Raw genomic sequence first — 26,553 nt, 5'->3', positions numbered from 1 at the left:
GTCTAGTATTGGGTCCACTAGTGCTACCTTTCTTTGTGTCCCACAAACGAATGTTGCTGCTGCGCACACTTGGACGTGGCAATGTCGTTTGGCAACCTCATTAAATTGTCGGTTTAGTTTTCAGACTCGCCAGTGTGGTGCTGATGTGCTCTAAGAAGTGCTCGCGCCGCAATGGTTGGGCAAACAAGTAACCTTGGGCAAATTCACATTTTAAGTGGCTGAGAGTTGCCGCTTGCTCTTGGTCGACGACACCTTCTGCTACTACGTCTAAGCCAAGGTTATGTGCCATGGCGACAATGGACGCGACCATGTTGCGGTCACGTTCGGCGCCGTTGATATCATCGATGAAGGCTTTATCGATTTTGAGTGTCTGGATTGGGAAGCGTTTCAGATACGCTAATGATGAATAACCCGTTCCAAAATCATCAAGTGCCAAATGAATGCCGCAGTTATTAAGCTCGGTCATGATTTCGATGGCACGTTCAGGATCATCCATTACCACACCTTCGGTGATCTCGAGCTCAAGGTACTGCGGATTTAGCCCTTCCTCTTTGAGAATGCTCATGATGCGCTGGGTTAAATCGGGTTGCAGGAACTGCTTGGCGGATAAGTTAACCGCGACACGGCCCTGCACCGCACCGGCTTCGACCCACTCTCGCATGTCGCGGCAAGTTTGTCGTAGCACACGTTCACCCACTTCAATGATCAGGCCGGTTTCTTCGGCGAGCGGGATAAATTCGGCTGGGCTGACGATACCAACGTCAGGTAACTCTAACCGCACTAAGGCCTCCAAGCCGACAAATTTTTGCGTGCGCAAGGATACTTTAGGCTGGTAATGGACTTGCAGATAATTGTTGCGCAGTGCATGACGTAACTGGTTTTCGACTTGTAGGCGGCGCACAGCGTTTTTGTTCATAGATTCATTAAAGAACTGATGCGCGGCACCCCCCGCGTTTTTCGCGTGATACATAGCGGTATCAGCGTTTTGCAGTAATTCTTGTGACGATTGACCATCGCTTGGGTAAACCACGATCCCAATCGAGCTGCTCACTACAATATCATGGCCATTAATGTGAAACGGTTGTGCGAGACAGTCGAGAATGCGTTTAGCTGCGTTAGTGATGACACGAACGTCTGCGGTATCTTCAAGTAATAGAATAAACTCATCGCCACCGAGGCGGTAAAAAGTATCTTGTGGCCGACCGACTTCTGCAACGCGCTCAGCAACGTGCATGAGTAAGTGATCACCGACTTCATGACCGAGCGAGTCGTTGATTTTCTTAAAGTCGTCCAAGTCAAACAGCAAGAGCGCGTGCATGATGCGTTTGCGAACTAGGTTTGAGTGGCTTACTTGGAAGTAGGAACGATTGGGTAGTCCAGTCAGCGTGTCCGTATTCGACAAGCGGCGCAACTCGCGTTCGGCATTTTTGCGCTCGGTAATATCTGAGAACGTTGCAACGTAATAGGAAATTTCATTACCCTCATCGTAAATCGCATCGAAAGTAAGTTCGATTTGGTACATGGTTCCGTCTTTGTGCACATCTTCGAGTTCGCCATGCCAGCTGCCTTGTTGCTGAACGATTTGCTTGATTTGGTCGAGATAGTCAGGGCTGTAGAGTGTGAACTGTAGCGCTCGACCAATCATATCTTCTCGACTATACCCAGTAATTTTACTGAACGACTGGTTGGTCTCAACGACCTTAAATTCATGATCGTAGATGCATACGCCGTCCGAAATATTGGTAATCGACGCTGCCAACATTTTCAAGCGCTCTTCGGCTTTTACGAGCGGTGTAATGTCTTTGAGCGTACCCGTCATGCGCAGGGGTTGTTGTCGATCATCGTAGGCGACAATCTTGCCGCGATCGAGCACCCATACCCAGCCCTTATCAGAGGCAACGCGATAGGTTTGCTCGTAATGATCAGTGCGCCCGTCAAGGTAATCCTGCAAGGTACGCTGAACCTTCTTGATGTCTTGCGGATGGATGTTGGTTTTACTATGACCGATGCCGGCGCGAATACCGTCTTCGGGGAATTTCTTCAAATGCCGCCAGGTATTGTGTCGATGTAGGTCGTCGTTATTGATATGCCAGTCCCATAATTGATCGCCGCTACCCCACAAGCTTAGCTTGAGGCGCTCTTCACTATCACGTAACAAATGTAATGCTTGGCGCCGTGCGCTTAAGGTCGTGCCAAAGGCAATCAGAATGCCGAGTAGCATAGCTGCGTAAAGTGCAATCGCCCAGGGGGACAGCCAGAGGGGAGCGGCAACGTTGACATCGATACGACGTTCGCCAAGCCATACCTCACCATTGGGTGAAGCTTCGACGACAAACTGATAGGCACCGAAATCGAGATTGGTGTAAGTAGCTCGGCGATATTCCGCGTCAGTGTAAACCCAATCTTTGTCAAAGCCTTCTAACTTGTAGCGATAGTAAAGGCGTTGCGCAGCTGGCGCATAGGGCGCACCAAATTCAATCGTAAAAGCTTTGTCGAGGTCAGGCAGGAATAGCGTATCAGCGTTGTAGAGCTGTGCTTTATTGCGCTTATCGAGTTCATCAGCACTAATCGGTTCATTTGCAATACGTAAGCTGATGAGTTCCACGCGCCAACTGTTGTCGAGCTGCGGCTGTGATGCGAAGGCAGGCACCATGACAAATAATAACATCAACCAAGGTGCGGCAACACTCAGACATCCCAATTGGCTAAGCCGTTGGGTGCTCAACAACCACAACTTGCTAAATCGTTGTTTGAGATGCACTGGGGTTCCTGATGTTGGGTTGTGTTCGGCCACAACTCTTATTTTTGTTATGTTTGAGACAAATTAACGAATATTTTCGATGCTGTCAAAGCCCTTTAGGAGTCGCTGACAGAAAGCCTTGCTGTTCGGTTGCATTCAGGACCTTACGAATCTCATTCAAGAAGAAATAACTATCATTTTTTTCAAGGGTTTGCGCTATTTTTTCGAGTCTATCGAAGGTAACGTTGGGGGCTGCAATACAGGTCCACAATCGTTGACTACGCAAGCGTAAGTTGACGTCTGGTTCGCGTAATTTTTGCACAAGAAAGTTTTGGATTTTAGGCAATTCACCCGCCAAGTCAGCTAATTGTGCAATAAACGTGCTGCGAAAATGCTCAATTCGCTCGCATAAATGCTGACTATCATACTGGCTTGATTGCACATAGAGTAACAACTGTGGGCGTTGTTCGATCGGCATATAAGTACTACCGACTAAATAGCCAAGCTGCTCATGAGTGCGCAACTGGTTAAACAGATGTGGTTGGATAAACTGATTCAGCAGTAACAGCGTTGTTTGCTCAAGAATGCTACTACCCGCCGTTTGGATGACCAGCATTGCTGCATGGTCTCTGTGTCGCGTCTGCAAGTTACCGCGGATTTGCCAGCGCCCCTCTTGCTTCAAGTTCTGTATTGAACGGGTAGGGGGGATACTTTCCTGCAGTCCGTTGGTCAAAACGAACTCCTGCTGCGCTCGCAGTAATAAAGGAGCTACTGTTGTGCGCGGGAGGTCACCATGGGCAAATATTTTTAATTCTGCAGTTTCAAATAAGGTGCTTTGCCAGTGGGCAAAATCAGCTTCACTTAAATTGCCAAGCGCGTTCGCTAAATCCGTAAGCGAGTACATGTGCGGTTGGAGTAAGACGTTCAAGCGTGCGAACAACAAATTCAAAGGCTTATTCGCCAGCGCAGACTGCCAATTGGCGGTTAACTTTTGCTGAATATCCTGCCAACGTTCCGTATTAAAATGCGTTGTTTTAAATGCCGCAAGTAGATGCTCTGTAAGCTTCACAACGCCCGGCGAGTAGCCGCTGACATGCAAGGTTAAGCCGTACTGTTGGGGATAGATATTAAAATGTAGCCCAGCGATTTCGGCGTCATAACAGGCCTCATTAAGTCTGTCTATCATCAGTTCAGCCCACAATCTTGCGCAGGCATAGTGATGGGCTGAAGCAGTTGCATTGGGCAGAGTAAATTGGCTGTATATATGCGCTTTCGGCGCGCGAAAATCGGGGTCGTGCAACCACCAAAGAGTAAGCCCCGACTCGATGAGTTCAAACTGCGGAAGCTGATGCTGTGGGCTCTCAATTTCAGCGAGTGCGCCAAGCTCGCGGAGATAGGGGTTCGGCTGCGCCAATTTCGCCCAAGTCGCCGAGGGTTTATGCCACAACTGTTGCTGCGCTACGGAAATCGGCTGAAATTGATAGTGCGTACCATAGAGCGGCTCAAAACTATCGACCTCTACCTCTTTATGGATCAGTGTTACGCGCAGGTAATCTGGCGTCATGTGCCCCAGCAAGCGCTGTGCTTGTTGTAGATCCAGTCCATCCATTCGGTAATCGCCAAAAATCACATCTTGCGGCGCATAATGATGCATATTGATCGCAAGTTGTGGTGCTAGGTCGCTGGTGCGAGCCGGTTCTTGGTAGCGAAAGGCATTTGCTATCGCCGTTTGACGTTCCGCATAGCGCCAGTCTTCAAGTCCTTGGTCGCGGATCAACTGAATGGCCGCAAAAACTTGTTCGACGATAGTATCAATCGCGTGCATCCCTGTATCGGTTAGCTGCATGTTGATATTAAAGTCTTTAAAGTTACTTCCACTAATGCCGCCGCCGGCTGACAGGCTATTGATGAGATTGCGTCTATGTAATTCGGCGTACAGACTACCAGGTCCTTCATAGCCAAGCATGTGGGCGATAAAGCTTGTCGTTTTGTTGCGATAATCAGCGTCAATGCCCGGTAGGGCAAAAGCGAGGATCAAACGTCTGGCGTCTTTGAGGGGACGCACGTTCAAACGAATCCCTAGCTGTTCGGGTAAATATAGGGGTTGTGTTAACGCCGCTTTCTCGGGACCATTGCCTTGAATGGCGGCGAAGTGTTGCTGGGCAAGTTGAGCTAAGTCGGTCAGTGACTGCGGCCCAGCTAATACCAATGTCATGCGATTGGCACGATACCATTGTTGAAAGAACTCACGCAGACGCTGTTCAAGATGCGTCGTTGTGCCATTGGGGCTCAAGGTGTCAAGATTTCCCACGGAGAATTTACGAAATGGATGAGCTGGATTGGCGGTCGCTTTATGAACCTGATAGAGTCTTCTAAGTTCATCATTACGCTTGAGCCGATATTCAGCTTCAACAGCTTGAATTTCTTTGGCAATCCATTCATGTTTAAAGAGTGGCTGGTAAAAAAACCGCGAGAAGCGTTCGAGTGCGCCAACAAAAGCGTTAGCATCGCAGTGAAAATAATAACTACTGTATTCTGTTCCGGTCCAAGCGTTATGATTACCGCCATGCTGATGGATGTAATCTTGGTAAGCGGTGGCTTGCGGAAAATCTTTGGTTCCTAGGAACAGCATGTGCTCGAGAAAGTGAGCTAGGCCTTGCGTATCTTCAGGGTCTTGAAAGTGTCCTGCAGCGACAGCTAGAGCTGCTGTACTCTGTTGAGCTTGGGGGTCGTGGATGAGGGTGCAACGCAAGCCATTATCAAGCTCGACCATCGCGTAATGGCGATGGTCGGTAGGGCTTTGAATGATATCAGTGAATAGATCAAGGCTGTTGCTTGCGTCCATACACTCCCCATGTAGCGTTAAAATTTTGGAAGTGCGCTGGCAACGGCCTAATTATTGATCCAGCGGCGTATCGAAGTTTTTCGGGCGGTCAAAATCGCCTTCGTAGCTTGCCAGCTTGTCGTTCTCAAAGGTTAATGTAATCGCGCGACGGTAGTCATCGCCGCGACCAGATTCCATATTGAATACGTAATACCAAGTGTCACTAGCAAAGACGTTGTCGGCAACAGGCGCACCGAGCACGTAATTGACTTGCTCTTTGGTCATGCCAATACGGAGTTGGTCAACATCGCGTTGCTCAAGGTAATTTCCTTGCGGTACATCGATGCGATACACCAGTCCTTCAAATACGGAGCAACCGCTGAGCGCGATCACCATGCCGGCAATCAATAATTTTTTCATAAATAGTCTTGTTACTTCTAGTTGATGTAAATACTAGTTATTGATAATAAACAATGCAGCTTCGAATAACTAGCCTTGTCGACCAGATAGACAGACATCGATAGTGATGGTTCCCTATTAGCTTGCCGTTGCTAGCAATTCTCGCGCATTTGCCTTAGCGGTGTCCGTGACTTTGTCACCGCCCAGCAAACGTGCCAGCTCAATGACACGATTGTCATGGTCCAAAGCTGTCATGCGGGTTTCGGTAGTTTCACCATCGGTTGTTTTCTCAACTTGCATTTGCTGGTGCGCATGGGCAGCGACTTGCGGTAGGTGAGTTACACAGATTACTTGTGCCGCTTGGCCCAACTGACGTAAAAGCTTACCGACGGTCGCTGCAGTAGCACCGCTGACACCTACGTCGACCTCATCAAACATGAGGGTAGGCGTTGTCATTTGTGCTGCGGTAATGACTTGAATCGCAAGGCTAATACGCGACAGCTCGCCACCAGAGGCTACTTTTGCAAGGGACTGCAAGGGTTGTCCAGGATTGGTCGTGACTTGGAAGCTAATTTGATCCGTACCCAGCTTGGTCGCCGGCGCTTTTTCATCGTGCTCTACCGCAACGACAAATCGACCATGTGGCATATTTAAGCCGCGCATGGACGCTGAAATCTGTTCGCTAAGCTCTTGTGCCGCCTGCTGGCGTTGTTGACTTAACTTCTTGGCCGTTGCGCGGTAAGTTTTTGCCGCTGCTTGAACGGCTTCATCTGATGCAGCAAGCTCCGTTTCAGTTGCCATTAAAGCCTCGAGCTCAGCGGTGAGCTGTTGTTGCAGTTGTGGCAGTGCTTGCGGTTCAAGCTGGTGTTTGCGAGCAAGTTGTATCGCTTGCGTCACACGCTGTTCAGCGGCAACCAAAGAGCTTTCGTCCAAATCAATGGCGTCACTGTAATGACGCAGTTCTCGCGCAGCTTCCTCGATTTGCACACTCGCCTCACTAAGCAATTTTACTAATGGCTCAAGCGCACTATCATTGCCAACTTGCTGTTCAAGACGCTGTAATGCAGCCTGAACCAAGCTGTAGGCATTGTTGTGCTCACCTTCGTACAAAGCATTCAGCGCAAACTGACTATCTTCTTGTAACGCTGAGCTGTTACTTAAACGCTTGTGTTGTTGTTCGAGCTCTTCGTATTCACCTTCACGCAACGCGAATTGTTCTAATTCCTCGACTTGATAGCGCACTAATTGCATGCGCGATTGCCGCTCTTCTTGTTGTTGTAAGCCTAGTTTTTGCTGCTTACGCAACTGATACCAATGTTGATAAGCCGCAGCGACATCCTGCAGCAGTGTTTGGTGACGGGCGTAACTGTCAAGTAGCAAGAGTTGGTGCTCAGGGCGGGTCAACAATTGATGTTCGTGCTGACCATGAATATTCACGAGTAGCGGCGCGAGTTGTTTTAACTGCGCAAGATTCACTGGATAACCATTGATCCAGCCTTTGGAGCGCCCTTCACGGGTGACCAAACGCCGCAGAACGCAGTGTTCAGGTTCGTCTTCATCAAGCAGTTCTTGTTGTTCAAGCCATTGCTGCGCTGGGCTGTTTGCGCTGAGTTGAAAGCTGGCGATGACTTCCGCTTTATCGGCATCGCTGCGCACCAAGTCGCTATCGGCGCGATCACCGAGGCAGAGTCCCAAGGCATCAAGGGCAATTGATTTACCCGCACCGGTTTCACCAGTGATAGCGGTCATGCCTGCTTGAAAGTCGATACTGAGCTGTTTGACCACAGCTAGATTACGCACTTGTAAATGCACCAACATAGAAGGTCTCCTCTCGCACAACTACTGTGTTTGTGTACAGTAGTTATACAGTATTTATACAGTATTGCAAGAGGGTACTTAAAACAGTCGGCTACCCCACCCCAGTTTGTTTCTTAACACTTTGTAATAGCTATGATCTTTAGGATGAATTAGGCGCAACGTATGGGCGTATTTGTGAATAATCACTTCATCGTCGGGGAGCACTTCGATGCGCCGATGACCATCGCAACTGAGTTGCAAGGTACCGTTATTGGGCGCCGGTCGAATATGCAGGGTGCTGCTAGCATCAACCACAATCGGACGACTACTTAAGGTATGCGGAAACATAGGAACCAGCTGAATAGCATCGATGTTCGGCGCCAAAATGGTGCCACCGGCCGACAAAGAATAGGCGGTCGAACCTGTGGGTGTACTAATGATGAGGCCGTCGGAGCGTTGGCTATAAACAAAGTCATCGTTGACGTAGACCTCGAATTCGATCATGTGCGCAACTTTATCAGAATGCAGTACGATCTCGTTGATAGCGCGACCTACATCATGGCGCTGCCCATCACGAATAACTTCTGCCTGCAATAAAAAGCGTTGCTCTGCAACAAACTCGCCGTTAAGCACAGGCAATAGCTGGACCAATAGTTGATCGGGGTCGATATCGGTGAGAAATCCAAGGTTGCCGCGGTTGACGCCGAGCACCGCGATGTCGCATTCACAGAGCACACGGGCAGCACCCAGCATATTGCCATCGCCGCCAACGACAATCGCCAGGTCGGCGACCTCACCGAGCCGCTCCAGTGGATAAGTAGGCAACTCGCTGTGCGCAAGTTGCGCCGCGGTACGTTCTTCGACAATGACGGTAAAGCCATGCGCGGTGAGCTCTTTTGCTAAAGTAACCAAGGTACTATGGGTCGCCTCATGGTTGACCTTGCCAAGTAGCGCAATACGTTCAAATGCAAAAGCAGTAGCTGACGCCATTCGATTTCCTTAAAATTTGTCCGAGCAGCCCTTGAATCACTTATTGCTGCCCCCATAACAGTGCACAAGGTTAGTTATATCACATTGAAAGAGTAACGAAACATGACGAAACAAGAATCTGCACAGGAAAATCAACAGGCCGAAGCGCAAGCGGTGGATGAGCATCAACAAGCGGATGCCGAGGCTGCGGCCGACGAAAGCGAAGCAACGCAAGCAGAGACGTTAACTCAGGAAGCTGATGAACGCTTAGCTGAACTAGAGTTGGCGCTAGCAACTGCTGAACAGCGCGCGGACGAGGCAAATGATCGTGCAGTGCGTGCGGTTGCTGAAATGGAGAACATCCGTCGTCGAGCTGCACAAGAAGTAGACAAGGCGCATAAATTTGCGTTAGAGAAATTTGCTAATGAGCTATTAACTACAGTTGATAATCTCGAGCGAGCGCTACAGATTGCTGCTGACGCTGAAGATGTTAACGCAAATTTTCTTGAAGGTATCGAGCTTACCTACAAAGGCCTGCAGAGCACATTGAATAAGTTCGGTGTAGAGGCCGTAGGTGAAGAAGGCGAGGTGTTCAATCCTGAGTTACATCAAGCCATGTCGATGCAGGCCGTGGAGGGTAAAGACAGCAATACTATCCTTGCGGTCATGCAAAAAGGCTACACATTGAGCGGACGTCTGCTACGCCCGGCGATGGTGATGGTGGTGAAGAATTAAGTTTTTACCGCAGAAAAATTCTCAATTTCAGCGAAACAGCGCACTGGCGTTGTTTCGCTTTTTTATACAACTTATTGCCTACTGACTCTCCAATTAGTGCAAAAAAGCACCTTTTCGTAGTTGTAAATCTACCGATATTTATTACTATTGTTAGACGGGTGCTCAATCCTTGAGCAAGCGGTCCCTACGTTTTGACGTCAACACAACAATAAAAAAGTGAAGGACATCTTATGATCCAGTTAGCAGAAGAGCTGAAACTCAGCCGTCTCGCGCTGGCCTTGGGTTGTGTATTTGCTGCCTCGAGCGGCGCTGTACATGCGCAAGACACCGGTGATCAAGACGATGACAATAATGCGGAAGAAGTGACCGAAAAAATCCAGGTTACCGGCTCACGTATCCGTACCGACGGCTTAGACCAAGCCTCTCCAGTAGAAATCATTAGCTCCGACGAAGCAGTTGATCAGGGTCTTGTCACCTTGGGTGATTTGCTGCGTACCTCAACGGTTGCCGCCGGCTCGAACCAAATCACCGCCGCCGCATCAACAGCCTTTGTGACAGAAGGTGGTACGGGTACCGAAACCTTGTCACTGCGTGGCTTGGGTGCGAATCGTACCTTGGTGTTGTTGAATGGTCGTCGTATCGGTCCTGCGGGTACGCGCGGACAGGTTAACGCGTTTGACCTTAACATCATGCCATTGGCTGCCATTGAGCGGGTCGAGATCTTAAAAGACGGTGCTTCTTCACTATACGGTTCTGACGCCGTTGCCGGTGTTGTGAACATTATCACCAAAGATGGCGACGAAAGTAATTTCAACGTCAACTACAGCCATCCGTTTGATGATGGCGGTGCGTCAGCGCGTGTTAACGGTACGCTTGGCCGCAGTTTCGACAGCGGTTCGTTCCGTATCGTTGGTGACTATCAGAAAACCCAAGAATTGACGCGTGGCGATCGCGACTTCTTCGCTTGTGCAAGCCCATACGTTATCGATCCAAGCACGGGTGACCGCGCGGATATCATCGATCCACGCACAGGCACGTACCATTGTAACGACTTACCTTGGGGCCATGTCTGGATTTATGATTACTCTGGCTTAGTACCGCCGGGAACGCTTGCTCAGTATGATTACGACGGTGACCTAGGCAATTACCTGACACCGTTCAACGAGTGGCAAGATGGCCCAGGCGCCATGCGCACACCAGAGGGCTGGTATCCAGTTGGCTTTGACCAAGCATCAGATGCGTTGGTGAATGCTGATCACCCATTCCAAGATCTCGAAACCTTGTCGCCTGAAACTGAAGTTGCAACGGCGTTCTTGCAAGGTGAGTATTGGATGAGCGATACCACTACCTTATACGGTGAGGTATTGCTGAACCGCCGGAAAACTATCTCTAACGGTTATCGCCAGTTCTGGAGTTACATCTATAACGAAGACTTCTTTGCGGGTAATACCTTGTCGGAAGGTTGGACGGGCGCGCAATGGTTAAGCCCAACGGCTATCACTGATCATTCAGGCAGTGAGATCACCGTTGATTATCGTCGCTTTGTGGTCGGTTTAGAAGGTATGGTCGGCGACTGGAACTGGGATGTGAACTACCAAAGCAGTTACAGCGACGGTGAGTATCAGAACAAAATCATCTACCAAGATGCGATTTTCGACCAAAACTTCCTGACCGGTTCGTGTGAAGGGATGGAGCTCTCGGTGCGTGGTATTCCGTGTCAAGATATCCCTTGGTTGGACCCACAATTCTTGGCGGGTAATATCTCGCAAGGCATGAAGGACTTCTTGTTCGGTGAAGAGACGGGTAACACCATCTACAAACAAGAGACCCTAGAAGGATTGATTTCAGGCCAAGCCTATGACTTACCAGCCGGGCCAATTGGGATGGCATTGGGTATGCAATGGCAGAGTGATGAAATCGTCGACACTCCCGGAGATGTGACGCTTGCGCGTAACGCTTGGGGTTCAAGTGCAGCCGGTATTACTCGTGGTAAATCAACTACCAAAGCTTTCTTTGGTGAGTTCCAGTTACCGATTTTACGTGATGCTGCCTTTGCAGAACGTTTAGATGTCTCGTTGTCGGGTCGTTGGACTGATGTATCGACTTACGGCAGTGATACCACCTTTAAAGCCAGTGTGAACTGGTTAGTTGGTGAAGGTTTCCGTATCCGTGGTTCACGCGGTACTTCATTCCGTTCACCGGCACTGTACGAGCTGTTCTTGAACGACCAATCAAGCTTTATTGGCCAGCGTAGTATCGACCCATGTATTCGTTGGGGCGAGGGCGCTGACGATGGTTCGATCAATCCATTTGTAGCCGCAAACTGTGAAGCCGATGGGATTCCACGGGACTATGCCGGTGGTGCTATTTCAGCAACCGTGTTTACCGGTGGTGGTTTTGGTCAGTTAGAAGCTGAAACATCAGTGGCTGAAACTTTCGGATTTGTGTGGATTCCAGACTTCACTGAATTCAGTATGAGCGTCGATTATTTCGATATTCAAATCGATGGTGAAGTGACCTTGCTGTCAGCCGCTCAGATCGTGGGTGGTTGTTATGCATCAGAGAACTTCTCGACTGAACCTTTATGTGATCAGTTCTTCCGTAACGAAACCGATCTTCGTGTTGAAGAAGTTGAAGGTAATTACTTGAACATCGCATCACAAACCAACCGTGGTGTGGATTTACAATTTAATTACCCGTTCAGCACCGATTTTGCTGAGTTCAACGTACGTTATGAGCACACGATTCAAATCGAAGCTTCGCGTAAGTTGTTACCTACCAGTACTCCACAAGATCGTGTAGGTGAGCTCGGTAGTCCAAAACACGTGGGCAATTTAAGCTTGGCCATGATGATGGACGACTGGAGCTACAACTGGACCACACGCATGATTGGCTCGGCTTCAAATCACGACGAGTACGGCGGTTTTGAAACCAGCTACTATGGTGAAACAGTCCTTGTTGATTTGGATACACCGACTACGTTCTATCATGCGATTTCTGCAACGCGTGACTGGGACAACTTGAGCTTAACCTTCGGTGTAGCCAACGCGTTTGATAAAGAACCACCGCAAGTTTCAAGCGTTTACGCGACCACCATAGGTACTGCAGCGTTCTACAGCCAGTACGATTGGTTCGGCCGTCGAGCGTTCGTGAACTTGACGTACCAGTTCTAAACTCGGTACAACTAGGTATGCAAAATGCCGGCGTTTTGCCGGCATTTTCTTATCTACGCCGTGCCCAATGGGCCTATAACAACTAAAATGAGAACATCCCATGGTCAGAGTGCATACGAAGCCCGATACATTAAATGAGTTGAATCCGCAATTTCAGCAACAAGTACTTACCGTGCCAGTCTTTCTAAATTCAGTACCTAAATGCGGTACCCATTTGATTCGCAATATCTTTCGCATGTTTGTGCCGGTGAATCAGCAATATCATGACGCCTTCATTCAAATCCCTTTGTTGCGTCAGCACATTCATGCCTTCAATCCGTTACAACCAAAACTCAGCTGGGGACATTTATTATTCTCGGATGAATCGGCGATGGCACTGCGTAAATCGAAGCAAATTTTAGTGGTTCGCGACCCTTATGATTGGGTGTTAGCACGCGCGCGTTTCTTCTTATCTGATAATTTTCAAGGCAATCTTGAACACCTCAAAAGTGGTCAGATTAAACTTGATGAAATCATCAACTTAATGATTTTTGGGATTCACGAGAAAGCGCCATCAATGAGCGATATCTATACCCATAATGCCGTGGCTTGGCTGGGAACGGGCGTTAACTTAGTGCGCATGGAAGAGCTACTGCACCATGTCAAAAACCTCGAAACCGACGAGGCAGAAGTCTATTTTCGTGAACTTTTGAGTGTGCTCCAGTTGCGTGAATTCCCAAGCGACTGGCGCGAACGGGTGCGGGTCGGCTCCGATCGTGAGCAAAGTGGGACCTACCGTGACAACCTAAGCAATACTGCGTTTGAAATTCCTGCACAATTGAGCGAGCAGCAAAAACGTCTGGTCGATTATGCTGCGCCTGGTTTACGCGAACTCTTGGGATATGGTCATGCAAAAACCTAAATTGGTGATTGTGGGTGGCGGATCAGCCGGTTGGATGACCGCTGCATACTTGAACGGTGCACTGAATCGGCGCGGCGAAGATCCTCGCGTTGAAATTACCTTACTTGAATCACCCGATACGCCACGCATTTCAGTTGGTGAGGCAACCATTCCGTCAATGCGCCATCTCCTTGCTGTGGTTGGCGTAGATGAAATGGAATTTATGAAAGTCACCGAGGCGACTTTTAAGCAATCTATCAAGTATGTGAATTGGGTGCACAACGATAATAGCTTTTATCATCACCCTTTTAGCAGTATGCGTTTACAGCCGATTGACTATGCTGGACGCGACTGGTTGCAAAGCGATCGCAGCATTCCGTTTATGGAAACCTGTTCAGTGCAACCCTTAGTATGCGAATGGGGTCGCGCGCCACAAATGTTTGGTGAATGGCGCATGGGCGCGCGTTTAAATTATGCGTATCAAATGAATGCGCAGAAGTTTGCCGATTACTTGCGCGACTTCTCTACTGCACGCGGCGTGACCCACATCAGTGCTAACATGGCCGCAGTGAGCAAACATCCTAACGGTGACATTGCTGCAGTGACTACCGATCAAGGTCAACGTCTCGAGGCGGATCTATTTGTTGACTGTACTGGGTTTCGCGCCTTGTTGCTCGAGCAACAGATGGGGGTTGGCTATCAAGATTTTAAGCAGTTTCTGCTGTGCGACCGCGCAGTCACCATGCATGTACCTTATGATCGTTTTTATCCGGGTATGGTGCGCCCCTATACTACCGCGACTGCGCTCAGTAACGGCTGGATTTGGGATATTCCGATGCAAAGTCGGCGCTCAATTGGCTACGTGCATAGCAGCGATTTCATTAATGAGGCCGATGCTGAAAAAGAAATGCGCGCTTATCAAGGGCCGGGCTGTGAGGACTTGCCTTGTCGCTTTATTCCTTTTAAAGCAGGCCGCCGCTTACAACAATGGCAGGGCAACTGCGTCGCAATTGGTCTGTCTGGTGGGTTTATCGAACCCTTGGAGTCAACGGGGCTCTATTTAAGTGACTTAGGTGCGGTACTGTTGGCGGAGCACTTTCCTTGGCGGCGCGAAGATCAAGCCGTGCTAGCCGAGCGTTATAATCGCTTGATGGCGAATCGCTATTTCGAAATACTCGATTTTATCAATATGCATTATTGCCTGACCAAGCGTACTGATACCGAGTTCTGGCGTACCGTGCAGCAAAAAGAGCATATCACCGAGCGCTTGCAGGCCAAATTTGAGTTTTGGCGCCATAAGCCACCCAGTGCGCACGATTTCCAAGACCAATGGTTTATGCAGATGCCGACCGAGGCTATTGCAGGTGCGCAGCAGGATCAGCGACCCGTGACGGATACCGGTGGACTGTGGAACCATGAAAGTTACGAGTGCATTATGTATGGCATGGATGCACTGCGCGACGAATGTGACCAATGGTTCGGCACGCAGCGGCCACCTACGAAAGTTCACCCAGCGATCATGCAACGCTTAAAAATGGCACACCAGATGCTACCACCCCATGCGCTTTGGCTGCAACGCGTGCTGGGCATGGCTGAGTATCCAACCGCGACTAAACCTGCAGGATGGGTTGCCTGAGCTTTCAGGCAGCCTTTTTCTTAAAAATTTTTATCCCACCGCTTGTAATCTGCTTCGGCACCCCCATAACACTGTCAACCATTTGATTACGGCCTGAAAAAAGGGATTGAAAAGCGCAAATGCGCACCCCATATCAGGTTTATAGATTCATTTTGAATGTTGGAGTTGGAGACAATCATGGGCAAAATTATTGGCATCGACTTAGGTACCACTAACTCGTGTGTAGCAGTTTTAGACGGTGGTAAACCACGGGTTATTGAAAATGCGGAAGGCGATCGTACCACGCCTTCAGTGGTCGCGTTTACGGACGACGGTGAGACCTTAGTAGGTCAACCAGCGAAACGTCAGGCAGTGACCAACCCGAACAAAACTTTATTCGCGATTAAGCGCTTGATTGGTCGTCGCTTTGAGGACGAAGAAGTACAGCGTGATATCGGCATCATGCCATTCAAAATTGTCAAAGCAGACAATGGCGATGCATGGGTTGAAATTAATGACGAGAAAAAAGCGCCACCGCAAATCTCAGCTGAAATTCTGAAGAAAATGAAGAAAACAGCAGAAGATTTCCTCGGTGAGAAAGTAACCGAAGCGGTGATTACTGTACCGGCGTACTTTAATGATGCGCAGCGTCAAGCTACCAAAGATGCGGGCCGTATCGCCGGTCTAGAAGTGAAGCGGATTATCAACGAGCCAACCGCAGCAGCTCTTGCTTACGGTATGGACAAGAAGAAAGGCGACAACACCATTGCCGTGTATGACTTAGGTGGTGGTACCTTCGATATCTCGATTATCGAGATCGATGAAGTTGAAGGTGAGCACACCTTCGAAGTACTTGCGACCAACGGTGACACACACCTAGGTGGTGAAGACTTTGACAACCGCTTGATCAACTACTTGGTGGAGCAATTCCAGAAAGACCAAGGCATCGACTTGCGCAAAGATCCGCTGGCTATGCAACGTTTGAAGGAAGCTGCTGAAAAAGCCAAGATCGAGTTGTCATCAGCACAACAGACCGAAGTCAACTTGCCGTACATCACGGCGGATAACACCGGTCCTAAGCACTTAGCAATTAAAGTGACGCGCGCGAAGTTGGAGTCGTTGGTCGAAGACCTGATTGCGAAATCGTTAGCACCAGTGAAACAAGCACTTGCGGATGCTGGCTTGTCAGTGAGCGACATCAACGACATCATCATGGTCGGTGGTCAGACGCGGATGCCGAAAGTTCAGCAAGCAGTGACTGATTTCTTCGGTAAAGAGCCACGTCGCGACGTCAACCCTGACGAAGCCGTTGCGGTCGGTGCTGCAGTGCAAGCAGGCGTATTGCAAGGTGACGTTAAAGACGTCTTGTTGCTTGACGTAACGCCATTGTCGCTCGGTATCGAAACTATGGGCGGCGTGATGACCAAGTTAATTGAGAAAAACACCACGATTCCGACTAAGCAATCGCAAGTGTTCTCAACTGCTGAAGATAACCAATCAGCGGTAACAGTGCATGTTATTCAAGGTGAGCGTAAGCGCGCTGCGGATAACAAATCACTGGGTCAGTTCAATCTTGAAGGCATTCGTCCAGCAGCACGTGGTGTACCGCAAATCGAAGTTACCTTTGACTTGGACGCTGATGGTATCTTGCATGTATCGGCGAAAGATAAAGATACCGGTAAAGAGCAGAAAATTACCATTAAAGCTTCATCTGGCTTGAGCGATGATGAAGTCGAGAAAATGGTACGTGACGCCGAGGCGCATGCCGAGGAAGATCGTAAATTCGAAGAGATGGTGCAAGTCCGTAACCAAGCTGACGGCCTCGTGCATGCTACCCGCAAGCAGTTAGAGGAAGTAGGCGAAGGCTTGGATAGCGCCGAAAAAGAGAAAATTGAAACGGCTATCAATGAACTTGAAGCGGCGGTGAAGAGCAACGATAAAGAAGCTATCGAAGCCAAGCAGCAAGCGTTGATTGAAGCATCTGGCAAGCTCATGGAAGCAGCACAGCAAAAAGCACAGCAAGCGGGCGGTGCGGAAGCTGGTAGTCAGCAAGCGAAGCAAGACGATGATGTTGTTGATGCTGAGTTTGAAGAAGTCAAAGACGACGAGAAGAAGTAATCCTACGCCCACCGGGTGTCTGTGATCATAACGCACGGGGGTTGCCAGTAGGTGGCCTCCGTGTACTTGTATCAGGACAAAGCAAATAGAAGAGTGGAAGACGCAAGATTATGGCGAAACCAGATTTGTATGAAGTGCTGGGCGTAAGCAGAGATGCCAGCGAACGCGACATCAAGAAAGCCTACAAACGTATGGCGATGAAATATCACCCGGACCGCACCAAGGGTGATAAAGAACTTGAGCAAAAATTTAAAGAAGTAAAGACAGCCTACGAAGTGCTGACCGATCCGCAGAAACGCGCCGCTTACGACCAATACGGGCACGCAGCGTTTGAACAAGGCCAAGGTGGTTTTGGCGGTGGTGGTGCTGGCGCTGCTGACTTTGCCGATATTTTTGGTGATGTGTTCGGTGATATCTTTGGCGGCGGACGCCGCGGCGGCCGCGCGCAAGCTGCGCGTGGTGCTGACTTACGCTACAACCTCGAGTTGTCGCTCGAAGAAGCCGTACGTGGCAAAGAAGTCGAGCTGAAGATTCCAAAATTATCTGAGTGTGAAGACTGTGATGGCTCGGGCGCTCGTGCCGGTAGCAGTGCCGAAACTTGTGGTCACTGTCATGGCAGTGGTCATATTCAAATGCGCCAAGGCTTCTTTGCCGTGCAACAGCCGTGTCCGCATTGTCGTGGCCGCGGTAAAGTGATCAAAGACCCTTGCCGTACTTGTCATGGCGAAGGGCGAGTTGAGCGCACCAAAACCTTGTCAGTGAAAATTCCAGCTGGCGTCGATACAGGTGACCGTATTCGTCTAAATGGCGAAGGCGAAGCTGGCGAAATGGGTGCACCAGCAGGTGACTTATACGTTCAGGTGCATGTACGTGAGCATCCGATTTTCAAACGCGACGGTAATAATCTATATTGTGAGGTACCGTTGAGCTTTACCCACGCGGCATTGGGTGGTGAAATCCAAGTGCCGACACTCGAAGGTAAAGTGAAATTACGTATTCCTGCTGAAACCCAGACCGGCAAGTTGTTCCGCTTGCGTGGTAAGGGAGTGAAATCGGTGCGTAGCGGCGCAGTTGGAGATTTAATTTGTAAAGTCGTGATCGAAACGCCTGTTAACTTGTCAGAAAAACAGAAGGATTTGTTGCGACAGCTAGATGATTCCATGGGGACAGGTGACGAAGCTGCGCGCTACCGTCCAAAAGAAAAAGGTTTTTTTGATGGGGTGAAGCGGTTCTTTGACGACCTTCGCGGCTAACCATTTAAGGAGTTAGGCAATGCGTATCTGGAAATCTGCAGTGATTGCGGCAGCCGTATTAAGTGCAGTTGCTTGTACCCAGTCGCCGACGGGGCGCTCACAGCTACAACTGTTTAGCAGTGATGAGCTGGCGCAGCTTGGCGCGCAAAGCTATAACTCTCTAAAAGAACAAGAGAAAGTCTCCAATGATCCCGCACTCAATCGTTACGTCCAATGTATTAGTAACGATTTGATTGCGGTCTTACCGGAGCCTTGGGCTCAACAGACTTGGGAAGTAACCGTTTTTGATAGCGAGATGGTGAATGCGTTTGCATTGCCTGGTGGCAAAATCGGTGTTTATACCGGCCTCATCGATGTGGCCGAAACACCTGACCAACTGGCTGCGGTTATCGGCCATGAAATTGGACACGTCATCGCGCAACATAGCAACGAGCGGATGTCGAATCAGTTCGCTGCGGGCTTAGGCTTGCAACTTGGTGGTTTGTTGATCGGTCAAGAAATGGATAGTAACGAAGCAGCGCTTATCATGGGCGTACTCGGTGTCGGTGTGCAGCTCGGTTACATTTTGCCGTATTCACGCATTCATGAAAGCGAATCAGACGAACTCGGCCTGCGCTACATGGCTGCTGCTGGCTATGATCCGCGTCAAGCGGCAGAGTTGTGGCGCAATATGGCGCAACAGGGTGGGCCAAAACCACCTGAGTTTTTGTCGACGCACCCATCACCAGAGACACGCATCACTAAGCTTGAAGAATTGGCGGTGAGTGCGATGTCGGCGTATCGCAATGCTCCCCGCGCCAACTGCCCCAAACCCACCTAACAGCCGTTCATCGTTATTCGTTACTCGTTAGTGAGCTAAACACGAATTTGCGCAGCCCTAACGAGTAACGATTAACGAAGAACGCATATCGCATAACGATTTGTTCTAATCCACGGTGAACTAAGCGCCGTACAATAGGCATATTTTCCACAGCAGTGAGGATTTATGCTGAAGGCTTGGTTTGCAATTCCATTCTGGCAACGTGTGCTGGGCGCCTTTGTAGTGGGCGTCGCGGCCGGTTTGCTGGTGCCCGACGTGGCGGTCGCACTGAAGCCACTTGGCGACCTGTTTATTCGGGCATTGAAAATGCTCGTCGCCCCCTTGATTTTCTGCGCTATCGTCAACGCCATTTTGCAATTTGGCGACGATGAAGGTATCGGTACGATAGGTGCTAAAACCGTTGGCTTGTTTTTATTAACCGCGGTGATCGCTAGCGTCATTGGTTTGAGTGTTGGTAGTTTGCTCGATATTAGCGCCACGCAAGACCTGAGTGCTGTTGCCGATTATCAAGAGAAAGCAGTGCCAGGGCCTGCCGAAGTATTTCTTAACATGATTCCGGTGAACCCCTTTGCAGCGCTCACCGAAGGCAATATTCTGCAAATCGTGGTATTTGCGGCCTTGGTTGGTATAGCGATTCGACAAGTGGGGGAGCCGGCGCGACCGCTCGGGAATGTGCTAAAAGCTGGTGCGCAAACTATGTATCGCATCACTAAAATGGTGCTCGAGTTAACGCCATTGGGGGTACTGGGTTTGATGGCCTGGGTCGTCGGTCATTATGGTTTGGCGAGCTTGGCGCCATTGGCCGCCTTTATCGGAGCTATCTATCTAGCTTGCTTGCTACATATGTTGCTGACCTATGGCACTATGGTGAAACTCGCCGGCATGTCACCTTGGTACTTCTTTAAATCGGTGTTTTCCGCGCAGCTTGTGGCGTTTACCACCTGCAGCAGCTTTGGCACTATACCGGCAGCGCATCAAGCCATTACCGAAAAGCTCGGTGTGCAAAAATCCTATGCCAGTTTTGTCTTGCCGCTTGGCGCTACTATCAATATGGATGGTTGTGGTGGTATCTATCCGGCCATCGCGTCTATCTTCATTGCTCAGTTATACGGTATTCCGCTGGAATTTACCGATTACCTACTGATAACGGCTACCGCCACCCTGGCTTCTGTAGGTACTGCCGGAGTGCCGGGCACGGCCTTGGTAATGCTGACAGTGACGTTAAATGTGATAGGCTTACCGCTTGAAGGCATTGCGTTTATTGCGGCCGTTGACCGTATTATTGACATGATCCGCACCGCTACTAACGTGACCGGTGACATGGCGGTTTCGGTGATGCTAGGGCGCGAAGAACGCGAACAACAACCAGTGGAAGCAACATCGTGATTCGAGTAGCAGTCATTGGCGCCAGTGGGCGCATGGGACAGGCGGTGATCAATGAATTGGCGAGCGCAACTGATGCTAAGTTAGTTGCCGCCATTGTCAGTTCGAACTCCAAAGTGCTGGGGCAGCAAGTCGATAGCAGTCTCCGCTATAGTGACGGCAGTGAACTCACGCCCGAGGCCGTTGATGTTTTAATTGATTTTAGTTTACCCGCAGCGCTTGCTGATAACTTGCAGCTGGCACAGCGATTGCGGGCTGCTGCGGTGGTCTGCACGACTGGGCTTACAAGCGAGCAACAACAACTGTTGGACCAAGCTGCCGCAACAGTTCCAGTGTTATACGCTGCCAATACCAGTGTTGGGGTCTGCTTGTTAGAACAGCTGGTCACGCTCACCAGTGCGTGTCTGCCGAATGCTGATATCGAAATTCTTGAAGCGCATCATGCCGCGAAACGTGATGGCCCTTCAGGAACTGCATTATTGCTCGGTGAGGCAGCGGCGAAAGGACGCTTGCAGCAACTTGCTGAAGTTAGTGCTGGCGTTCGTACTAATGGTCTACGACACCAAGGGAGTATCGGCTTTGCGGTGCTAAGAGCCGCAGACATTATTGGTGAACACACGGTCTATGCCGCACAACCGGGAGAGCGCGTGGAACTCAGTCATCGGGTCAGTGATCGTCGCGTTTTCGCCCGCGGTGCGCTGCATGCAGCACAGTGGTTGCGTGGGCAAGCTGCGGGACGTTATCGCTTGGCTGATACTTTGCAAATGGAGCAGCATCTGCGCCAATTACTCAATGAAATTTAGCTAGACGCAAAGGCGCTTTTTCAGTAGAATACGACCAATTTGCCGACGCAAAGTTGGTAAGCTGAAAACGCGCACTTTTAAGCTGGTGCAAGGTAATCAACGGGTAGTCATTAACGATGATGAACCCGTTTTTTTATGTACGGAGGTTCACCTTGAGTATTCTAGCGAGCCATTCAGCGAGCAAAGCCATTTTGGTGCTTGCGGATGGAACTGTTTTTCACGGCACGGCTATCGGGGCCGGTGGTACGGCGGTCGGCGAAGTTGTTTTTAACACTGCAATGACTGGTTACCAAGAAATTCTCACCGATCCTTCCTACGCTGAACAAATTGTTACCCTCACTTATCCTCACATTGGCAACTACGGAACTACCCACGAAGACGAAGAATCCAATCGCGTTTGGGCGAAGGGTTTAATTATTCGTGACCTCGCATTAAAAGCGAGTAATTTCCGTCGTGAGCAATCATTGGGTGATTATTTACGGCAGCGTAATGTAGTGGGTATCGCCGATATCGACACGCGCAAACTGACGCGCATTTTGCGTGAAAAAGGCGCACAGAACGGCTGTATTATGGCCGGTAATGTGGACGGCGAACTCGATGTCGAGCAAGCGCTAGAATTAGCGAAAGGGTTTCCAGGACTGCAGGGCATGGATCTCGCCAAAGAGGTCACCATTCGTACCCCGCACGAGTGGACCAGCACTAGCTGGCAGTTGGGCAAAGGTTTTAGCGAAGTGACTGAGCCGAAGTTCCATGTTGTTGCTTACGATTATGGTTGCAAGCGCAATATCCTCCGTATGCTTGCTGACCGTGGTTGTAAAGTCACGCTAGTGCCGGCCCAAACACCTGCGGCCGAAGTGCTTGCCATGAAGCCTGACGGTGTGTTTTTGTCGAATGGCCCCGGCGATCCTGAGCCATGCGATTACGCCATCAAAGCGATTCAAGAGATTATTGAAACCAAATTACCGGTCTTTGGTATCTGTTTGGGGCATCAGTTACTGGCCTTAGCCAGCGGCGCAAAAACTGCGAAAATGAAATTTGGTCACCACGGTGCCAACCATCCGGTGCAAGATCTTGAATCGGGGCGCGTGATGATCACCAGCCAAAACCACGGTTTTGCGGTCAATGAAGACAACTTACCTGAGAACTTACGCGTCACTCATAAGTCTTTGTTCGATGGCACTTTACAAGGGATTCACCGTACCGATGTGCCGGCATTTAGCTTCCAAGGGCACCCAGAAGCGAGTCCGGGCCCACATGATGCCGCACCTTTGTTTGACCATTTCATTGAACTGATGAGCCAGCGCGGGTAAGCGCGAGCCAACCGGAGGACGAACCGAATTATGCCAAAACGTACCGACATAAAAAGCATCCTCATTCTTGGCGCTGGCCCGATTGTCATTGGCCAGGCCTGTGAATTTGATTACTCAGGCGCACAAGCCTGTAAAGCACTGCGTGAAGAGGGGTACAAGGTCATTCTTGTGAACTCGAATCCAGCGACTATCATGACCGATCCGGAAATGGCTGATGTGACTTACATTGAGCCGATTCATTGGGAAGTTGTCGCCAAGATTATTGAGGTTGAGCGTCCTGACGCGGTGTTGCCTACTATGGGTGGACAAACCGCGCTGAACTGCGCACTAGAACTTGATCGTCACGGTGTATTGGAAAAGTACAACGTTGAAATGATTGGCGCCAACGCTGATGCTATCGATAAAGCGGAAGACCGCGATCGCTTTGACAAAGCAATGAAAGCTATTGGGCTGGAAACGCCAAACGCTGAAGTGGCCCACAGTATTGACGAAGCTTATCAGGTACTCGAACGTATCGGTGGTTTCCCTTGTATTATTCGTCCGTCTTTTACGATGGGCGGCAGCGGTGGTGGTATCGCTTACAACCGTGAAGAGTTTGAAGAAATTTGTCGGCGTGGACTCGACTTGTCGCCAACCAACGAGTTGTTGATTGATGAATCACTGATTGGTTGGAAAGAGTACGAAATGGAAGTCGTTCGTGACCGCAATGACAACTGTATCATTGTGTGTGCGATCGAGAACTTCGATGCCATGGGCATCCACACGGGTGACTCCATTACCGTCGCACCAGCGCAAACCTTAACGGACAAAGAATACCAAATCATGCGTAACGCAGCGATGGCGGTATTGCGTGAAATAGGCGTGGAAACGGGGGGCTCGAACGTGCAGTTCGGGGTTGATCCGGACACCGGCCGTATGGTTGTTATCGAAATGAACCCACGCGTTTCACGTTCGTCTGCACTGGCGTCAAAAGCAACTGGTTTCCCGATTGCGAAAGTGGCGGCAAAACTTGCCGTAGGTTACACCCTTGATGAGCTTGAAAATGAAATCACCGGTGGCGTGACGCCAGCATCGTTTGAGCCAGCGCTTGACTATGTTGTGACCAAAATCCCGCGCTTTAACTTTGAAAAATTCGCTGGCTGTAACGATCGCCTAACCACCCAAATGAAATCGGTGGGTGAGGTGATGGCCATTGGCCGCAACCAGCAAGAGTCGTTGCAGAAGGCGTTGCGTGGCCTAGAGATCGGCGCTACCGGCTTTGATCCTATGGTCAGCCTTGATGATCCAGAAGCGCGTGGCAAAGTGGTCCGTGAATTGAAGGAACCAGGTGCTGAACGGATTTTCTATATTGCCGATGCTTTCCGCTTAGGTATGACTGTGCGTGAAGTTTTTGAACTGACACGCATTGATGAATGGTATCTGATTCAAATTGAAGAAATCGTCTTGCTCGAAGCTGAAGTGCAAAAACTCGGTTTGGCAGGGCTTGATGCGCGCGTATTGCGTCTGTTGAAACGCAAAGGCTTCGCCGATGCGCGAATTGCCGACCTGATCGATGTTGCTGAAGCTGAAATTCGCCGTCGTCGGCACGACTTGGGTATTGTCCCAGTCTACAAGCGTGTCGATACCTGTGCTGCTGAGTTTGCCTCAGATACCGCTTACATGTATTCGACCTATGACGAAGAGTGCGAAGCGGCGCCATCAGACCGCGACAAGATCATGGTCATTGGCGGCGGACCAAACCGTATTGGCCAAGGTATTGAGTTTGACTACTGTTGCGTACACGCAGCACTTGCATTACGTGATGATGGCTATGAAACCATCATGGTCAACTGCAACCCAGAAACGGTCTCTACTGACTATGACACCTCTGATCGTCTTTATTTCGAGCCGATCACTTTGGAGGACGTACTCGAAATCGTCCGTGTTGAAAAACCAAAAGGCGTGATTGTGCAGTATGGTGGGCAAACACCATTGAAATTAGCACGTGAACTCGAAGCGAATGGTGTGCCAATCATTGGTACTTCACCCGACGCTATCGACCGTGCAGAAGACCGTGAGCGCTTCCAAAGTGCCGTGCGGCGTCTTGGCTTAAAACAACCTGAGAACTCAACGGTTACCCAAGTAGATGAAGCGTTGCGTGAAGCAGAACGGATTGGTTATCCACTGGTGGTGCGTCCAAGTTATGTATTGGGTGGTCGCGCAATGGAAATCGTCTACGATGAAACGGATCTGTTACGTTATTTGACGGATGCCGTGAAAGTATCGAACTCAGCTCCGGTTCTGCTTGATCGCTTCCTCGATAATGCTATTGAAGTTGACGTCGATGCTATCTGTGACGGTCGCGACATTCTCATTGGTGGCATTATGCAGCACATAGAGCAAGCCGGTGTGCACTCGGGCGACTCTGCCTGTTCGTTACCGCCATATTCGCTGAGCGATACCATTCAAAATGAACTGCGTGAACAAATGCGTCGACTTGCATTTGAGCTTAACGTCAACGGCTTAATGAACGCGCAGTTTGCGATTAAAGACGATGAAATCTACCTGATTGAGGTAAATCCTCGTGCTGCGCGTACGGTGCCGTTCGTCTCAAAAGCAACTGGTGTACCGTTAGCAAAGATTGCAGCGCGCGTCATGGTAGGGCAAAGCTTGCAGGAGCAGGGCTATACCAAAGAAGTGATTCCGCCGTACTATTCGGTCAAAGAAGTGGTGATTCCATTTGCCAAGTTTCAAGGAGTAGATCCGATCCGTGGTCCAGAGATGCGCTCTACGGGCGAAGTTATGGGCGTTGGTGAAAGCTTTGAAGAAGCTTATGCGAAAGCCAACCTAGGAGCCGGTGAAGCTTTGGCTAAAGCAGGCAAGGCCCTACTTTCGGTGCGCGATGGTGACAAAGCGCGGCTGTTTGACTTAGCGCGTGGCTTGATTGGTCTTGGGTTTAGCTTAGAGGCGACCCGTGGTACTGCCAAACTGCTGAATGATGAAGGTTTGACTTGCTCCGTGGTTAATAAACTGCAAGAGGGCCGACCGAATATTGTTGATGCAATCAAGAACGGCGAGTACAGTTATATCATTAATACCGTAGAGGGGCGCCAGGCGATTGAAGATTCGGTCTATATTCGCCGCGAAGCGCTCTTGAATAAAGTGATTTACACCACCACGTTAAATGCAGCCTTCGCAACGGTTAAAGCGAATACTGCCGATGACCGTGCGCGAGTGAATTCACTGCAGTCATTACACAAAAGGGTTCAAACAGCATGAGTCAAATTCCAATGACGACCCGCGGCGCCGAGATGCTGCGGGAGGAATTGAAGCGTCTTAAAACTGAAGATCGACCGCGCATTATTCAAGCAATCGCCGATGCGCGTGAGCATGGCGACTTGAAAGAGAATGCCGAGTATCACGCTGCGCGCGAACAGCAAGGCTTTTGCGAAGGGCGGATTCAGGAAATTGAAGCGAAATTATCTAATGCACAAATCATCGATGTGACCAAGGTGCCCAACCAAGGCAAGGTGATCTTTGGTGCAACAGTGACGCTTTATAACACGTCAACCGAAAAAGAAGTGCGTTATCGTATCGTTGGAGATGACGAAGCAGATATCAAACAGAACCTGATTTCTGTGAACTCACCCATTGCGCGCGCGCTGATCGGCAAGCAAGTTGATGACGTGGCGCGCGTCAATACGCCAAGTGGTGAAGTTGAATATGAAGTGGTGAACGTCGAGTATATCTAACGT

General features: G+C 49.8%; 17 protein-coding genes. 12 read left to right on the top strand and 5 right to left on the bottom strand.

The window, feature by feature from the left end:
• Positions 1-100 precede the first annotated feature (100 nt).
• The 5 genes from IDAT_RS08100 to nadK form a co-directional block, all read right to left on the bottom strand.
• Positions 101-2,761: an EAL domain-containing protein gene (locus IDAT_RS08100; RefSeq protein ID WP_051986660.1), complete on the bottom strand. Its 2,661-nt coding sequence runs from the start codon at positions 2,759-2,761 to the stop codon at positions 101-103.
• Positions 2,762-2,846: 85 nt separating this feature from the next.
• Positions 2,847-5,585 (bottom strand): insulinase family protein, encoded by a 2,739-nt coding sequence (locus IDAT_RS08095; protein ID WP_051986659.1) that lies wholly within the window; start codon positions 5,583-5,585, stop codon positions 2,847-2,849.
• Between the two features lie 51 nt (positions 5,586-5,636).
• Entirely contained in the window at positions 5,637-5,984 is a 348-nt protein-coding gene (gene bamE / locus IDAT_RS08090) for an outer membrane protein assembly factor BamE (RefSeq protein ID WP_034732632.1), read from the bottom strand.
• A gap of 117 nt (positions 5,985-6,101) precedes the next feature.
• Positions 6,102-7,781: a DNA repair protein RecN gene (recN, locus tag IDAT_RS08085; protein ID WP_034732629.1), complete on the bottom strand. Its 1,680-nt coding sequence runs from the start codon at positions 7,779-7,781 to the stop codon at positions 6,102-6,104.
• A gap of 78 nt (positions 7,782-7,859) precedes the next feature.
• Positions 7,860-8,750, bottom strand: a complete 891-nt coding sequence (gene nadK / locus IDAT_RS08080) for an NAD(+) kinase (protein ID WP_034732627.1) — start codon at positions 8,748-8,750, stop codon at positions 7,860-7,862.
• A 102-nt stretch (positions 8,751-8,852) separates the two neighbouring features.
• Between nadK and grpE the strand changes: the two genes are divergently transcribed.
• The 12 genes from grpE to greA all read left to right on the top strand — a co-directional run bounded on the left by grpE (position 8,853) and on the right by greA (position 26,550).
• The gene (gene grpE / locus IDAT_RS08075) at positions 8,853-9,464 is read left to right on the top strand and encodes a nucleotide exchange factor GrpE (RefSeq protein WP_034732626.1); all 612 of its coding nucleotides are present in this window, start codon (positions 8,853-8,855) and stop codon (positions 9,462-9,464) included.
• Positions 9,465-9,694: 230 nt separating this feature from the next.
• Complete coding sequence (locus IDAT_RS08070) at positions 9,695-12,637, top strand: TonB-dependent receptor domain-containing protein (RefSeq protein ID WP_034732624.1); 2,943 nt, start codon at positions 9,695-9,697, stop codon at positions 12,635-12,637.
• 100 nt (positions 12,638-12,737) lie between these two features.
• Positions 12,738-13,538, top strand: coding sequence for a hypothetical protein (locus tag IDAT_RS08065; RefSeq protein ID WP_034732621.1), 801 nt, complete (start codon positions 12,738-12,740; stop codon positions 13,536-13,538).
• Positions 13,525-15,153 (top strand): tryptophan halogenase family protein, encoded by a 1,629-nt coding sequence (locus IDAT_RS08060; protein WP_051986658.1) that lies wholly within the window; start codon positions 13,525-13,527, stop codon positions 15,151-15,153. The genes IDAT_RS08065 and IDAT_RS08060 overlap by 14 nt, the downstream gene beginning before the upstream one ends.
• Positions 15,154-15,330: 177 nt before the next feature.
• On the top strand, positions 15,331-17,250 hold the full coding sequence (gene dnaK, locus IDAT_RS08055) for a molecular chaperone DnaK (RefSeq protein WP_034732619.1): 1,920 nt from the start codon (positions 15,331-15,333) through the stop codon (positions 17,248-17,250).
• Between the two features lie 110 nt (positions 17,251-17,360).
• On the top strand, positions 17,361-18,503 hold the full coding sequence (dnaJ, locus tag IDAT_RS08050; RefSeq protein WP_034732618.1) for a molecular chaperone DnaJ: 1,143 nt from the start codon (positions 17,361-17,363) through the stop codon (positions 18,501-18,503).
• Positions 18,504-18,522: 19 nt separating this feature from the next.
• Positions 18,523-19,323, top strand: coding sequence for a M48 family metallopeptidase (locus IDAT_RS08045; RefSeq protein WP_034732616.1), 801 nt, complete (start codon positions 18,523-18,525; stop codon positions 19,321-19,323).
• Positions 19,324-19,488: 165 nt separating this feature from the next.
• Positions 19,489-20,709 (top strand): dicarboxylate/amino acid:cation symporter, encoded by a 1,221-nt coding sequence (locus IDAT_RS08040; RefSeq protein WP_034732615.1) that lies wholly within the window; start codon positions 19,489-19,491, stop codon positions 20,707-20,709.
• A complete protein-coding gene (gene dapB, locus IDAT_RS08035; protein ID WP_034732613.1) occupies positions 20,706-21,509 on the top strand; it encodes a 4-hydroxy-tetrahydrodipicolinate reductase in 804 nt (267 codons plus the stop codon). The genes IDAT_RS08040 and dapB overlap by 4 nt, the downstream gene beginning before the upstream one ends.
• 152 nt (positions 21,510-21,661) lie before the next feature.
• Positions 21,662-22,819 carry a glutamine-hydrolyzing carbamoyl-phosphate synthase small subunit gene (gene carA / locus IDAT_RS08030; protein ID WP_034732604.1) on the top strand — a complete coding sequence of 386 codons (1,158 nt, stop codon included), beginning with the start codon at positions 21,662-21,664 and terminating at the stop codon, positions 22,817-22,819.
• Between the two features lie 30 nt (positions 22,820-22,849).
• On the top strand, positions 22,850-26,077 hold the full coding sequence (carB, locus tag IDAT_RS08025) for a carbamoyl-phosphate synthase large subunit (protein WP_034732603.1): 3,228 nt from the start codon (positions 22,850-22,852) through the stop codon (positions 26,075-26,077).
• Positions 26,074-26,550, top strand: a complete 477-nt coding sequence (greA, locus tag IDAT_RS08020) for a transcription elongation factor GreA (protein ID WP_034732601.1) — start codon at positions 26,074-26,076, stop codon at positions 26,548-26,550. The genes carB and greA overlap by 4 nt, the downstream gene beginning before the upstream one ends.
• The last annotated feature ends 3 nt before the right edge of the window (positions 26,551-26,553 follow it).

It is taken from the genome of Pseudidiomarina atlantica (assembly GCF_000753735.1).
GTDB lineage: Bacteria > Pseudomonadota > Gammaproteobacteria > Enterobacterales > Alteromonadaceae > Pseudidiomarina > Pseudidiomarina atlantica.
Note: the sequence above shows the minus strand (reverse complement) of the source record. Positions and strands in the feature narration are given on the sequence as shown.

Bases quoted from the DNA above. Each gene is read 5' to 3' on its own strand.
- IDAT_RS08065 (WP_034732621.1), top strand. From the start codon at position 12,738: ATGGTCAGAGTGCATACGAAGCCCGATACATTAAATGAGTTGAATCCG.
- recN (WP_034732629.1), bottom strand. From the start codon at position 7,781: ATGTTGGTGCATTTACAAGTGCGTAATCTAGCTGTGGTCAAACAGCTC.
- IDAT_RS08045 (WP_034732616.1), top strand. From the start codon at position 18,523: ATGCGTATCTGGAAATCTGCAGTGATTGCGGCAGCCGTATTAAGTGCA.
- IDAT_RS08095 (WP_051986659.1), bottom strand. From the start codon at position 5,585: ATGGACGCAAGCAACAGCCTTGATCTATTCACTGATATCATTCAAAGC.
- carB (WP_034732603.1), top strand. From the start codon at position 22,850: ATGCCAAAACGTACCGACATAAAAAGCATCCTCATTCTTGGCGCTGGC.
- grpE (WP_034732626.1), top strand. From the start codon at position 8,853: ATGACGAAACAAGAATCTGCACAGGAAAATCAACAGGCCGAAGCGCAA.
- bamE (WP_034732632.1), bottom strand. From the start codon at position 5,984: ATGAAAAAATTATTGATTGCCGGCATGGTGATCGCGCTCAGCGGTTGC.
- dnaK (WP_034732619.1), top strand. From the start codon at position 15,331: ATGGGCAAAATTATTGGCATCGACTTAGGTACCACTAACTCGTGTGTA.
- dnaJ (WP_034732618.1), top strand. From the start codon at position 17,361: ATGGCGAAACCAGATTTGTATGAAGTGCTGGGCGTAAGCAGAGATGCC.
- greA (WP_034732601.1), top strand. From the start codon at position 26,074: ATGAGTCAAATTCCAATGACGACCCGCGGCGCCGAGATGCTGCGGGAG.
- nadK (WP_034732627.1), bottom strand. From the start codon at position 8,750: ATGGCGTCAGCTACTGCTTTTGCATTTGAACGTATTGCGCTACTTGGC.
- IDAT_RS08070 (WP_034732624.1), top strand. From the start codon at position 9,695: ATGATCCAGTTAGCAGAAGAGCTGAAACTCAGCCGTCTCGCGCTGGCC.
- IDAT_RS08060 (WP_051986658.1), top strand. From the start codon at position 13,525: ATGCAAAAACCTAAATTGGTGATTGTGGGTGGCGGATCAGCCGGTTGG.
- IDAT_RS08040 (WP_034732615.1), top strand. From the start codon at position 19,489: ATGCTGAAGGCTTGGTTTGCAATTCCATTCTGGCAACGTGTGCTGGGC.